Raw genomic sequence first — 12,843 nt, 5'->3', positions numbered from 1 at the left:
GGCCGAGACTTCGTTCCGCCCCATCCGGAGCAGATGCGGCAGCGACACGGTGAGGACAATGACCATGACCAAGGCAGCACGGATCCAGCGGCGCCTGGAGAACGAGATCGCACTGCTCAGCGCCACCATCGGACTGACGGACCGGAACGTGCCCACCTTCGTCAACCATGACGGCGCCAGCCCGTTCATGCTGGTCGGCGGGAACGGGGTGTTCTGTTACCTCGCCCTGGAACGGGGAAAGCTCTGCTTCGAGCGGTCCACCCGCGATCCCGACGAGTTGCTGTACTGGGCGTTCGACGATGTAACCGCAGACGTCGCCCTTGAGTGGACGAACGAGCAGCACCTGGTCGGGGAGGAGCATCTGGCGGCCAAGTGGAAGCGCCGGGCGACCCTGCTGCACGCACTGGACCCCGAGTGGGCGAAGCGGTGGCGGGCAGAGCTGGTCGAGGCCCTCGGGCCCGAGGGCGAGCACCATCTCGTCCCCACCCTGCCCCCGCCACCACTGGTCCTCGATATCCCCGAGCCGCCCGCCGAGCCTGTGCCACTGCCGACGCGCCGACGCCGCTGGTGGCACCTGCTGGTCGACTGAGGACCCCGGGCATGACCTGCGGAAGCCCCTTCTTGCGGCAAGACCCGACGCAACCCTCTGAATCGCACGCCGATCCGAACGATCGACTGGCCTCGCGTCGCAAGATGCGGCGACAGAGCCCGGAACTCCCCACCCGGTCGCTGCTGAAGCGACAGACGTGCGGGGGTGTCGTCGGCCGGTCGGAGGCGTCTGGCAGACTCCGCGGCATGGGAACGTTCAAGCGGGGGAGCATGGCGGACAGAGCAGGTCAGGCCGGGGAGCGAGCCGACCTGAGCGCACTCCTGCTGCAGGGTGAGGACATGATCGAGCAGGTCGGTCGGGCTCATACGTCCTGGGGCCTGGGCTCGGCGGACCGCTGGGATCTGGACCAGACGACCGGCATCATCACCTGGACCTTCCCCGACAAGACCGCGACCGCGCCCGCGCAGATCCTGGGCAGCTTCGCTCCGCGGGCCGGCTCCTGGATGTGGGCCTGGGCCAACCAGAGCCTCCTCCCCGACCTGAGCCGCGACTCCCGCAGCTTCTGCGACTGGGCGGAGGCCAACGGACATCCCGAGCTGGCCCAGCCCAAGATCGACGCCGACGAACGGACTGCTTCGACGCTCGCGGCCCTGGCGTTCCGGGTCACCGGGGCGACCGGGTACTACAGAGGCCCAGGGGGCAACTCCTCATACGTGGTCATCACGTTCGGGCCGGTCACCCTGACGAAGGCGGACGGCAGCGTCTCCACCTTCGACCTCACCGTCGGCTAGCGTCGGGTCGGCGTCCTACGTTTTCGTTCCATGAGGCAGTTGGTCCGCTCTTCTCGGCGGGATTCCTGGGGCACAGTCACGGGCACCGGGCACCCGGCGGTGCGGCCGGGCGTTCTCCCGTACGCACCGAGCGGGGACACCACCCCGCTGCCGCGCGGAACCGGCCGACCACACCCGGCCGTCCGCGCTCCGAACACCGAGGAGCCCCGTGCCCGACGAACTCACCGGCGCCGCCGCACCGGCCATCCGGCTGCGCCCGGACTTCCGTCCCGCCGCGGTCCTCTCCCGTACCGACAAGTCACTGCTCATCGCCGGGGACTGCGAGGACGGGCCGGTCGTCGCGAAGCTGCTGACCACCCGGGAAGCGCTCTGGGTGGAGAAGTTCGATGTGGAGATCGAGGCCTACCGGTGCTTCGTCGACACGCCCCCGCCGGTGCGCGTACCCGCCCTCATCGCCGCTGACCGGCAGCACCACGTGCTGCTGGTCGAGCACGTCCGCGGCCGTCCTCCGGTCCAGGGCCGCGACCGGTTCCCGCCGCACGCGCTGGACCCGACACACGTCTCCGCGATGCTGACGGCCATGACCGACCTCGGCCGATGGCGTCCCCCCGCAGGGGCGTTCACCCGGACCCTCGACTACCTCGGGCGCCTGGACCGTGACCGCTGCCAAGGCCTGGTCACCCAGCACGAGTTCCAGGCCCTGACCGACCTGTTCCACCGGGCCGACACCGGCCTGGTCCCGGGCCACGGAGACCCGCTGCCGACCAATTTCGTGATCGGGCCCGACGGAGGGGCCACCGTGATCGACTGGGAGCACGCGGGACACTACCTCCCGGGACACGACCTGGCGGTGCTCTGGATCGTCCTGGCCGCCACCCCGGAAGCCCGTACGCGGATCGAGGAGCTGGTGGCGGCCGAACCCCCGTCCGTCCGTGCCGCGTTCACCGTGAACCGGGCCGTACTGCTCGTCCGCCAACTCCGCAACCACCGTGCGCTTGCCCCTTCCTCCTGGCGGGACGAGCGGGTGGCGGCGATCGACCGTGACTGGCAGGACGTGCGCGAGCCGCTGCGGGCCGGGTGACGCGGGGCCGGCCCGGCGGCACCGGGGGCAACCGCCGCGGTGGTCGGCCGGCGCTCGGCCGGCGAACGGGGTGGCTGATTTCTACGCGATCCCGGCCGGTTCGGCGGGGGAGCGCTGTCGTGAGGGGCCGGGCGTGACGGTGGGGCCCATGGGGCGGGACGGGAGACAGTCTCGTCGACCTCTCGCACCTACCTCCTGGGCTTCGACGGCCGGGCAGGGTCAGGTTGCCGCGGCCCGAAGTCCGAGGGCGACCAGGAGGGCGCCGGTGAGTCGCCTGAGTGGTGCGCGCAGCGTGGCTGAGTTGAGGGTGGCCGCCGCGCTGCTGATCACTACCGTCCAGAGCAGCAGCCAGGCTGCGACCAGCAGCACCTGCGCGGTGGCGAGCAGCAGGATCTGCGGTAGTACGGGTTGGCGGGGCGTGAGGAACTGCGGTGTCAGGGTCAGGAAGATCGATGCGGCTTTCGGGTTGAGGACGTTGCCCAGCAGTGCTTGCTGGTAGGCGGAGTGTCCGGTCCAGGGCGGTTGCCGCCGGCGTCGGGACCGGGTGTCCCGGTCGGTGCGGCGGGTGGCGGCGGCTGTCCGCCAGGTCCAGAGGCCGAGCCCGACCAGGTAGATCGCGCCGGCCAGCCGGACTGCGGTGAAGGCCTGGCTGGAGCGCATGACCAGTGCGGAGAGCCCGAGCCCGGCCAGCGTCGCGTGGACGTAGAGGCCGGTTACGGTCCCGAGGACGACGGGCGGGCCCGCGCGCCGTCCGCTGTCGCCGACCCGTTGCGCGAGGAGGGCGAGGCTGGCGCCTGGGGTGGCGATCAGCGGGAACACTGCCACGAGGTAGCCGATGACGGCCTTGAGTGGCAACGGGCCCAGCTGGTTGGGGAGTTGTGTCACGGCAGGACCACGCGGAAGTGCGTGGTCAGTCGGTGCCGTTCGTCGAGTACGTGAAAGGCGATCCCCGGCGGCTGGTCGCGGTCCGCCGGTTCATCGCCCTCCCAGGGAAGGCGCAGGGTCCAGGTGACGACGGGGCCGACCAGCAGCGGCCGTCCGGCGAAGCTGGAGACCGCGGCGGTGTGGGCGTGCCCGGTGATGACGGCGACCACTTCGGGGTGTCCGGCCAGCAGGGTGGCGAGGTCCTGGCCGTTCTGCAAGGTGTAGGAGTCGGGAAGCGGGTGGTGCAGTGTCACCGGTGGGTGGTGAAAGGCGATCAGCGCGGGGGTGTCGGCGGGCAACCCGCCCAGTGAATCGGCCAGCCAGCTCATGGTCTCCGGGTCCAACAGGCCCTCGTCCTCGCCGGGGACGCTGGAGTCGCACATCAGGATCGCGGTGCCGCCGATCCGGTGCAGACGGTTCACCGGGCCGTCCTCCCTCGCTTCGCCGAGCAGCCCGGCACGCATCGGCCCACGGGCGTCGTGGTTGCCCGGACAGGTCAGCACCGGGAAGGGCGCGGCCAGGAGGTGCGCTGCTTCCCGGTACTCGGCCGACGCCCCGTGGTCGGCGATGTCGCCGGTGACCAGGAGGGCGTCGACCGGTGTCGGCAGTGCCCGTAGGTAGTCCATGACCCGGGCGGCGCGTTCGCGCGCGCGCTCGGTGCCGTCCAGGTGGAGATCACTGATCTGTGCGAGCAGGACCATGGTGTGGCACACCCCTCCGACTTACTAACGGTAAATGCGGCTCAATCCGTTAGGGACGGTAGACTATCGTCGACGCGGTGATCAAGAGCGCGTGAGAGGAAGAAGGCCCGTGGCGACGAGTCGGTACCTGGCCCTGGAACTGGCGAGCACCATCCGCCATGACGGCAACGGCGGGGTGGCAGACGAACTCACCTCGGTCGGCGGCCTGACCTCCTGGGTCGCGGCCCACGAGGAGCTACTGGCGGCGGAGGGGTTCGCGGCAGCCGGAACGGGCGCTGCGGCGACGGCTGCCGGATCCGCTGCCCGCTTCGACGTGGACGTGGACGTCGACATGGACGCCGACGTCGACATGGACGCCGACGTCGACGTCCGCTTCGACGTCGACGAGGCGAGCTGGACCCAGGTGCTGGCCGTACGAGCCGCGCTACGCGCCCTGTTGGCGCGGGCGGTCAGTCCGGCGCCGCCGAGCCGAGCCGATGCGGACCGCCTGCCCCCGGCCGACCAGGCGCTGGCCCGACTGAACACAGTCGCCGCCCACTGCCCGGTGGTCCCCCGGCTCCACTGGCCCGCGGACACCGAACCCGTCGCGCGCCTGCACCCCGCCTCCCCCAGCTCGTCGACCGCCCTGCCCGCCGCGCTCGCCCGCGCGGCGATCGCCTTCCTGAGCAGCCCCGACCTTCCCCGGCTGCGCGCCTGCACCGCCCCCCGCTGCGTCCGCTACTTCCTCAAGGAGCATGGGCGGCAGGAGTTCTGCAAGGCCTCCTGCAGCAACCGTGCCCGCGCCGCCCGCCACTACCAGCGCCACCACGCGGCGCCCGCCGCCGACTGACGCTGACTGACGCCGCCCGCAGCCGACTGACGTCGGCTGAGCCCGCGCAATCCGATCAGCCGGGGGTCCGACGGTGCTCGGCACTGCGGAGTTCCTCCGGGCCTGGATCAACCGGCCCGGCTTCCGGCTGGTCAAGTAGCCCAGGGGCGGGGCGTTCCGGTCCTTGAGCGGCGGTCGAGGACGACGAGTACCGGCGTCTCGCCGAACTCCGCGCCCACATCGAGGCCTGGGAGTTGCTCGGTCGGCTGGTAGCCCGTGCGTTGGCCGGCGACGACCCTGACACGCGCGAAGTGGCCGCGTACTTCACGGAGTCGTACGGCCGTACCGCACGGACAGGCGTACCGCGTGGATCAAGGACTGTCGGCACCACCGGGCGAGCCCGCGCACCCGTACGGAGCCCCGGTCGTGTGTTCCGCACGCCCCATTTCTTGCCGACCCGTGTTACTTTTTACTCATGCGAGTAAACAGTGGTGCCGGCCCGGACACCGGATGGAGCTTCACCAACGACGCGCGGCGCGTCCAGATCGTCGCCGCAGCCATCGAGACCGTCGCCGAACTCGGCTACGCCAAGGCCTCGTTCGCGCAGATCGCCAAGCGGGCGAAGATCTCCAGCGTGCGGCTGATCTCCTACCACTTCGCCGACAAGGCGGACCTCTTCCAGGCCCTGGTCGACACCGTCCAGGAGCAGGCCCGGACCGCCATCCAGCCCCAGGTGCGCGCCCACCACGAACCGGCCGCGATGCTGGCCGCCTACATCGAGGCCAACCTCGCCTTCCTCGCCGAACACCCCGTCGAGGTGCGGGCCCTGGTGGACGTCCTGGCCAACGCCCGCCGGGAGGACGGCGGCCCGCTGGTCGGCACGGCCGGCTTCGACACCCCCGTCGCCCTGCTCGTGCAGCACCTGCGTGACGGCCAGCGCAGCGGCGCCTTCCGGTCCTTCGACGCCGAGGCGATGGCCACCGCGATCCGCGCCTCGATCGACGCGGCCGCCAACCGGCTCGCCGCCGGGGACGACTTCGACCCGCTCGCCTACGGACGCGAACTGGTCACCCTGTTCGACCTCGCCACCCGCAACGGAGGCACGGCATGACCCTCCACACCGTCCCCCGCCGCACCGGCGCCGCCGCCCTGTTACCGCTGCTGCTCGACCTCGCCCTGCCGCTCGGCGTCTACTACGGGCTGCGCCTGGCGGGTGTGGACCAGTGGTGGTCCCTGCTCTGGTCGGCCGCGGTACCGGCGGTCACCGTGCTCCTCCGGCTGGCCCGCACCCGCCGGGTCGACTTCGTGGCCCTCCTCGTCCTCAGCATGATCGCCCTCGGTCTCGTCCTCTCCGCCCTGACCGGCGACCCCCGCACCCTGCTGGTCCGCGAAGCCTGGACCGGGATGCTCGGCGGACTGCTCGGCGTCTGGCTGCTCGCCTCCGTCGGCTACGGACGCCCGGCCCTGATGGTCCTCTTCCGCTCGTTCGTGCAGGTCAAGGCGGGTGAGGACGGACTGCGCGCCTGGGAGGCGCGCTGGCACCAGGACGCCGGCTTCCGGCACGGCCTCCGGGTGCTCACCGCGGTCTGGGGCGCGGCCAGCGTGCTCAACGCCCTCGCCCAACTGGCCATCGCCCACCTGCTGCCGCTCGACGCCGCACCCGCCGCCATGCACGCCTGCTGGCCGGTCATCGCCGTACCGCTGTTCCTGTTCCACCTCGGCTACACCAAGCGCCACGGCCTGCGGGCCTGACCGGCTCGGCGCCGGGGCCTGGCATGATCGCACCCCATGGACCCCATAGATCCCATGGACTCCATCGATCCCATGGACCCCGGAACGCCCGGCGCGCTGCTCTGCGACATCGACGGTGTGATCCGTTCCTTCGACTACACCGAGGTGGCGCGGCTGGAACAGGCGGCCGGGCTGGCCGCGGGCACCGTTGCGGACATCGCCTTCGCCCCCGAGCAGGACCTTCCGCTGCTGCTCGGCCGGATCACCCGGGCCGAATGGGCCACTGCCATCGCCGCCGCGCTGGCCCGGCAGGTCTCCGCAGTGCGGGCCCGGGAGCTGGCCGACGCGTTCGCCCAGGCGCCCTCACGGGTCGACGCGGAGGTGGTGGCCCTGGTCCGGCAGGTCCGTGACCGGGTGCCGGTGGTGCTGGTCAGCAACGCCACCCCGTGGTTGGACCAGGACCTCGACCGGCTGGGGCTGGCCGATCTGGCCGACCACGTGGTCAACAGCTCCCGGGTCGGTCTGGTGAAGCCGGACCCCGCGATCTACCACCTCGCCGCAGCCCGCGCGGGGGTCGCGCCCGGGCGCTGTCTGTTCGTCGACGACCTCGCGGTCAACGTCGAGGCGGCCCGCACGGTGGGTATGACCGCGGTCCACTACCGCGACCCGGACACGCTGCGCGACGCGCTGGCCCCGCTGCTGGGACGTGTCGCGACAGTGGATCAAGGCCATGGCTGACCATGGTCCGTGGGGCGTGTGACCCGGCGGACCCGCGCACAGTACGGGGACGGGCGGCCCTCTCGTACACCGGGAATTGAACCCCCGTAGGCGTCAACTCGCCGTGTTCGCACGGTCCTGGGAGAACGCTTCGCCGGGATGCGGCTCCGGGGCGCCCCGCCCGCGCGTCCGGTCCATCTCGCGCCATTCCGGCCGCAGTCCGGCCAGGTTCGTGGTGAGGAAGTACGCGGTGGCGCAGACGAGTAGCACCGGGGCGAGGCCGACAGCGGTCACCGCCGCCCCGGCGATCAGCCCGCCGAGGGGGATGCCGGCCCAGGCCAGCGAGTCGCCGAGGGCGTTGACCCGGCCCAGCATCCGGCGTGGCACCCGTTCGACGAGCACGGCACCCAGCACGGGGTTGACGAAGCCGGCGCCGAACCCGCTGACCGCGAGGACGGCCAGGACCACCCCCAGCGGGGCGTCGAGGGCGAGGACCAGGAATCTCGGTGCGCCGGCCAGCAGGAAGCCGGTGAGAACCGTCACCCGGCGCCGCAGCCGGTGCGCGACCACCGCGGCGATCAGGCTCCCGCCGACCGCCGCGGCCCCCATGACGCCGCCCATCAGGCCGATCGCGGCCGGTCCGTTGCCGGACTGCCTGGCCCAGACGGGTACGAGCACCGGGGTGAACGCCGCGTCCAGCAGGTTGGTGATGCCGACCATCACGATGACGGTGAGCAGCAGCGGTTCGCCGCGCAGGAAGGTGAGGCCCTCGCCGAACCGCTGCCAGTAGCCCGGTCCCGTCTGCCCGGCCGGCGTGGGGGCCTCCTCGACCGGGTGACCCATGCCGCGGGGCAGCGCGAGCCTGACGATCACCGATCCGAGGGCGAAGCAGCCCGCGTTGACGGCGAGTCCGGTCAGGGGGCCGAGCAGTGCCACCAGGGATCCGCCGACCGCCAGGCCGACGGTGGAGGCGAGCCGTTCGGTCACACCGGCCAGACCGGTGGCCCGCTCCAGTGGCACCCGGCTGCGCTCGGCCGCCTCCGGGACCATCACCTCCTTGGCCAGGTCGCCGGGCCCCCGGGCCGCGCCGATCAGCGCGACGAGGGCCAGGAGGAGGGGGAAGGACAGCAGGTCCAGGGTGTGGAGCAGGGGGACCGTGGCGGCGGCGGTCGCGCTGGCCAGATCGGTGGTCCAGGAGACGGCCCGCGGGCCGATCCGGTCGACCAGCGGGCCGGTGAAGGCCTTGACCACCACGTAGGGGGCCATCTCGCAGAACGCGACCAGTCCGGTCCGGGTGGCGCTGCCGGTGGTGACGAGGACGAACCAGGGCAGCGCCACGACGGAGATCCGGGTGCCGGTCAGTGACACGGCTATGGCGGCCAGTACCCCGCCCAGCGGCCGTAAGGACCGCCTGCCGGGTGCTGCGTCGACGCCCGGGGCTTCCTCCGTCACGGCGTCTCCGGTTCCGTCGCCGTCCCGGGACCGGTGCGCACCTGTGCCGGGGCGGGTGTCTCCACCTCGGGCAGGAGGTGGGTGATGACACCGACCCGCTCGGCTCCCTCGGGCGCACTCGCCGCCGCCTCGGGCGTGTCCTGCCGGTAGCGGCCGATCACGTCCCTCAACTCCTCGCGCAGGGCCACGGTTTCCTCGGGCGTGAGCCGCAGGGCCCAGTCGGTCATGTCGAAGGTCCCCCGCCAGGCGCGGGGCACCGTCTGCAGCTCGTTCAACGCCTGCTGGATGCGAAGGGTGTAGGTGCCGGCGACGGACTGCAGGTACGCCAGCGCGGCCTCGGGCTCCTGATCGACCACGTCCCGGCCCCTGAGCTCCGTCGTCCGGTGGACCGAACGCCACCAGCGCTCCCGCGCGTTGCCGCGTTCCACGTCCTCCTCGACGAAGCCGGCCACACCGAGCTGGCGCAGGTGGTAGCTGGCCGTCCCGGAGTTCACTCCCAGCCGCTCCGCGATGCGGGTGGCCGTCGACGGGCCGTACTTCCGCAGCAGGCCGACCAGTTGCACGCGGACCGGATGGGCCAGGGCGCGCAGTCCCTTGGCATCCAGGACGACCGATTCCTCTTCAACGGCCGTTCCGTCCGGCCTCTTCGACGCATCTGTCATAGGGCACACCCTAGACCGCGAAGAGTTCTTCGCAAAGATGTCTTCGCGAAGAACTCTTCGCAATCCGGCATCCCGGCCGGGCGTCGGGCGTTGGCGGCGATCGCGGCCGAGTTCGGTGTGGGCCTGCCCCGGTTCGCGATCACCGAGGGTCGGCTGCACACCTTCACCACCCGTTCCTGGACCCGCCCGCCGGGGCCGGGGGAGACCTACATGGTCGTCACCTTCGGGGGTCCGCCCGAGTAGGCCCGGGACACAACCTTCGTCGGCTTCACTGCCGGGTTCGAGCCGTTACGCTTCTCGTTACAAACCCCTGGACGTGTACCCGTTCTCGGGGAGATCGTCCCGTGCCCGTGCCTTTGGTCATGTCCTGGCTCCTGGAAGGTGTCCCGGTGTCCGCCGAGTCTGCTCCGCCCGTTCCGGCCTCGGCCACGGCCGCCCCCTCGCCCACCACTGCGGGGTCCGTGCCGGCGACGCTGCACGAGGCTCGCGGCCAGCTGCCCCAGCTGATCAGGTCGGCCGCGGAGGGTCAGGACGCCGAACTCGCCCGTGGCAGCCACCGTGCACGCCTCACCTCACCCGAGCGGGCCGCGGCCGCCGGCCACGACCTCCGCACGGCCCCCACCCACGGGATCGCGGACGCACGCAAGAAGCTCGGCGACCTGATCCAGGCCGCCGCCGAAGGCACGCCCCAGGTCCTGCGCCGCCACACCACACCGGTGGCCGTTCTGGTCCCCGCCACCGACCAGCCCGCCGCCCCCGGCTCTACGGCCGTCCCCACCCCGGCCAGTTCCGGAGCCGAAGCCGAAGCCGAAGCCCCCACCCCACCCCGCCGCCCGCTCGCCCCTCTCGGCCAGGCCCTGACCGCCGTCCTGACCCCCACCCCCGGCACCCCGTCCCACCCCACCCAGGCCGCCACGCCTCCCGGCCTGCCCACCGGGATCGTCACCCTCGACCACGCCCTCGGCGGCCTCCAGCCCGGCCGCTTCTACCTGGCCGCCGGCGCCCCCGGCGCCGGATCCAGCCTCATCGCCACCACGGCCGCCCGCACCACGGCCCTCACCCACCACCGCACCGTCCTCTACGCCGCCTCCGGCCTGACCCGCCAGGACATCGCCGCCCGGGTCATCGCCGCCCACACCCCCGTCGACTATCGTCGCCTGCGGGCCGGCACCCTCACCGACGACGAACGTCGGCAGGTCGCCACCACCGCCGAACTCCTCACCGCGGCACCGCTGTTCATCGACGACGGCACCGGCCTCGACGCCGACGCCATCACCTCCACCGCCATCGACATCCCCGACCTGGCCCTGCTCGTCGTCGACCGCCTCCAGGCCACCCACGACCCCCGCCTGCCGCTGTCCGGCCCCACCGCCCTCACCGACGCCGTCCAGGCCCTGGCGCACCTCGCCCGCACCCATCACCTCCCCGTCCTCGCCGCCATCGACAGCGACGACCCGGCCCTCCTGCAGACCCTGGCCGCCGACGTCACCCTCACCCTCACCCGTGACCCCCGGGACCCCGCCCGCACCGAACTCACCGTCACCGAAAGGGACTTGGGTACCCTCACCACCCTCACCCTGACCGCCGACCTCACCCACGCCCGCCTCACCGACCCCGCGCCGGTACCCGCGCCGGCACCGGCACCCGCCGCCGACGCACCCGCACCCACCGCCCCCACCCCGACCGTCGCGCCCACCCCGACCGCCGCGCCCCGTCCGGCGACGCCGCCGCCCACCGCCCCGACCCCCGCCCCGCCCGCCGCCCCCACCCGCAACCGCGAGTACGCCGGCACCGGCCGGGACCTCGGCTACTACCTCGACATGATCACCTCCGCCGTCGACCAGGCCCTGGAAGAACACGACGGCGACGCCGAGGCCGCCTCCGAGGCCCTGGAGAAGAAGGCCATCCCGAACGGCATGGCCCTGTTCGACGCGACCCGCGTCGGTGCCGCCTACGAGCACACCGCCTACCCGGAGCGCCTCGAATTCCTCTCCAAGAAGGCCCGGAACGGCGCCGACGACATCTGGGAAGGCCGCCACAAGTGGGAGAACGCCCCGCTGATGGCCGCCCTCAGAGCCGGCACCGCCGACCCCGTCGAGGTGGACGTCCTGGACACCAACGCCGCCTACTGCAGCGCGTTGAAGACCCACCTGCCGATCGGCGCGCTCCAGCAGCGCCCCGACGGCGGCTTCGACCCCAAGCGCTCCGGCATCTACCTGCTCCCCGCCCGCCCCGCCTGGCACCACCCCCACCTGCCCGACCCGATCGGCAACCGCCACGAGACGGGCCCGCTGCTCCTGGACGACGCCACCGTGCGCCTCCTCATCCGCTGTCACAAGCTGGGCCTCGCCGAGGCCCCGCACATCACCCAGGCCTGGACCTCCGGCGCGTCCGAGGGTCTGCTGGAGAAGTTCCGCCGGGTCCTCACCCAGGCCCGCGAGGACGCCATCACCGCCGGTGACCCCATCACCGAGAAGTACGTCAAGGCCATCTACGCGAAGTTCGCGTCCACCATCGGGGAGTCCACCTACAACCGCGACATCCGCCGACCCGACTGGATGCACATCATCCGCTCCCAGGCCTTCGCGAACCTCTGGCACAAGTCCCAGCGCGCCCACCAGGCCGGACTCACGATCGTCGCCCTGCGCGGGACCGACGAACTCCACGTCACCGGCGGCGAATGGCGAAAGGCCGGCGGCGGACCCTTCGAAGAAGGCCGTCTGACCACCCAGCTGAAGCTCAAGAACCAGTACACCCTGCCGCACACCGGCAGCCGCACCCGCACCCGGAGCGTCTAGATGTCGACCGACGGCTGGAAGAACTTCGGCCGCTACGGAGCCGACCGCGACCGCGGCAACGTGCACGGCTCCGTCGCCCTGGGCCGCGCCCTCGAAGACGCGGTGGAACGCATGATCGTCGAGGGCGGCATCAAGTCCCCGGCCACCACCCGTCGCGGCCTCATCGCCCGGATGCGCTACCTGACGACCCACAAGGGCGGTCCCGCCGCCCTCGCCCAGGCGGGCATCACCGCGGCCGCCGCCACCATCCGGGCCTGGACCAAGGGCAGCCAGCGCCCCCGCACCGCGAACCTGGACGCGATCGACACCGCGTACTGGAACCTGCGGGCCGCCAACGTCCTGGCCAACCCCGCCATCCTCAAGGCCCACCTCAACCGCGACGGCCGCGGCACCCGGATCGAGATCCACCCCGTCAACCAGGACGTCGTGGACGAACCCCGCCGCCGCGACAACCTGCGCGTCCGCTCCTTCCAGGCCCGCTACATCTGGGACGACAGCGTCGACGCCCTCACCACCGGCGACCTCACCAAGCTCGAAGAGATCTGGGACGACGTCATCAGCGAACTCGACTCCGACTACGGCGCCTACCAGTACGTCTCCTCCGTGGGCCTCGGCGCCTGACCACCCG

15 protein-coding genes are annotated in these 12,843 nt (G+C 72.2%); 11 read left to right on the top strand and 4 right to left on the bottom strand.

From position 1 onward, the window contains the following. Window positions 1–64: 64 nt before the first annotated feature. From ACIP4P_RS06905 to ACIP4P_RS06895, 3 genes are all read left to right on the top strand, one after another. Window positions 65–589: an Imm63 family immunity protein gene (locus tag ACIP4P_RS06905; protein WP_400915521.1), complete on the top strand. Its 525-nt coding sequence runs from the start codon at window positions 65–67 to the stop codon at window positions 587–589. 206 nt (window positions 590–795) lie between these two features. After that, window positions 796–1,341, top strand: a complete 546-nt coding sequence (locus ACIP4P_RS06900; protein WP_400915519.1) for a DUF6882 domain-containing protein — start codon at window positions 796–798, stop codon at window positions 1,339–1,341. 208 nt (window positions 1,342–1,549) lie between these two features. Then, window positions 1,550–2,422, top strand: a complete 873-nt coding sequence (locus ACIP4P_RS06895; protein ID WP_400915517.1) for a phosphotransferase family protein — start codon at window positions 1,550–1,552, stop codon at window positions 2,420–2,422. A gap of 219 nt (window positions 2,423–2,641) precedes the next feature. Here the strand turns inward: ACIP4P_RS06895 and ACIP4P_RS06890 are convergent, their stop codons facing one another. Next, window positions 2,642–3,307 (bottom strand): LysE family translocator, encoded by a 666-nt coding sequence (locus tag ACIP4P_RS06890; RefSeq protein ID WP_400915515.1) that lies wholly within the window; start codon window positions 3,305–3,307, stop codon window positions 2,642–2,644. Then, window positions 3,304–4,047 carry a metallophosphoesterase gene (locus ACIP4P_RS06885; protein ID WP_400915514.1) on the bottom strand — a complete coding sequence of 248 codons (744 nt, stop codon included), beginning with the start codon at window positions 4,045–4,047 and terminating at the stop codon, window positions 3,304–3,306. Before ACIP4P_RS06885 ends, ACIP4P_RS06890 begins: the two co-directional genes overlap by 4 nt. Before the next feature lie 109 nt (window positions 4,048–4,156). Here ACIP4P_RS06885 and ACIP4P_RS06880 point away from each other — a divergent pair, with 109 nt between their 5' ends. The 5 genes from ACIP4P_RS06880 to ACIP4P_RS06860 all read left to right on the top strand — a co-directional run bounded on the left by ACIP4P_RS06880 (window position 4,157) and on the right by ACIP4P_RS06860 (window position 7,324). Next, window positions 4,157–4,876 (top strand): ABATE domain-containing protein, encoded by a 720-nt coding sequence (locus ACIP4P_RS06880; protein ID WP_400915512.1) that lies wholly within the window; start codon window positions 4,157–4,159, stop codon window positions 4,874–4,876. A gap of 73 nt (window positions 4,877–4,949) precedes the next feature. After that, a complete protein-coding gene (locus ACIP4P_RS06875; protein WP_400916393.1) occupies window positions 4,950–5,015 on the top strand; it encodes a DUF6368 family protein in 66 nt (21 codons plus the stop codon). Between the two features lie 315 nt (window positions 5,016–5,330). After that, window positions 5,331–5,966: a TetR/AcrR family transcriptional regulator gene (locus ACIP4P_RS06870; RefSeq protein ID WP_400915510.1), complete on the top strand. Its 636-nt coding sequence runs from the start codon at window positions 5,331–5,333 to the stop codon at window positions 5,964–5,966. Beyond that, window positions 5,963–6,607, top strand: coding sequence for a VC0807 family protein (locus tag ACIP4P_RS06865; RefSeq protein ID WP_400915508.1), 645 nt, complete (start codon window positions 5,963–5,965; stop codon window positions 6,605–6,607). The genes ACIP4P_RS06870 and ACIP4P_RS06865 overlap by 4 nt, the downstream gene beginning before the upstream one ends. A 72-nt stretch (window positions 6,608–6,679) precedes the next feature. After that, the gene (locus ACIP4P_RS06860) at window positions 6,680–7,324 is read left to right on the top strand and encodes an HAD family hydrolase (protein WP_400915506.1); all 645 of its coding nucleotides are present in this window, start codon (window positions 6,680–6,682) and stop codon (window positions 7,322–7,324) included. Window positions 7,325–7,417: 93 nt separating this feature from the next. On the opposite strand, the gene ACIP4P_RS06855 is transcribed toward ACIP4P_RS06860, so the two are convergent. Beyond that, window positions 7,418–8,755 carry an MFS transporter gene (locus ACIP4P_RS06855; protein ID WP_400915504.1) on the bottom strand — a complete coding sequence of 446 codons (1,338 nt, stop codon included), beginning with the start codon at window positions 8,753–8,755 and terminating at the stop codon, window positions 7,418–7,420. Then, a complete protein-coding gene (locus tag ACIP4P_RS06850) occupies window positions 8,752–9,417 on the bottom strand; it encodes an ArsR/SmtB family transcription factor (RefSeq protein WP_400915502.1) in 666 nt (221 codons plus the stop codon). The genes ACIP4P_RS06855 and ACIP4P_RS06850 overlap by 4 nt, the downstream gene beginning before the upstream one ends. Window positions 9,418–9,507: 90 nt before the next feature. Between ACIP4P_RS06850 and ACIP4P_RS06845 the strand changes: the two genes are divergently transcribed. From ACIP4P_RS06845 to ACIP4P_RS06835, 3 genes are all read left to right on the top strand, one after another. Next, window positions 9,508–9,660, top strand: a complete 153-nt coding sequence (locus ACIP4P_RS06845; RefSeq protein ID WP_400915501.1) for a hypothetical protein — start codon at window positions 9,508–9,510, stop codon at window positions 9,658–9,660. Window positions 9,661–9,806: 146 nt separating this feature from the next. After that, window positions 9,807–12,215, top strand: a complete 2,409-nt coding sequence (locus tag ACIP4P_RS06840; protein WP_400915500.1) for a type II toxin-antitoxin system prevent-host-death family antitoxin — start codon at window positions 9,807–9,809, stop codon at window positions 12,213–12,215. Further along, on the top strand, window positions 12,216–12,836 hold the full coding sequence (locus ACIP4P_RS06835) for a hypothetical protein (protein WP_350517291.1): 621 nt from the start codon (window positions 12,216–12,218) through the stop codon (window positions 12,834–12,836). Window positions 12,837–12,843 lie beyond the last annotated feature (7 nt).

It is taken from the genome of Kitasatospora sp. NPDC089509, assembly GCF_044749365.1.
Taxonomy (GTDB): Bacteria; Actinomycetota; Actinomycetes; order Streptomycetales; family Streptomycetaceae; genus Kitasatospora.
The sequence above is the reverse complement of the archived record's forward strand: the minus strand, read 5'-3'. Positions and strand labels throughout refer to the sequence as shown.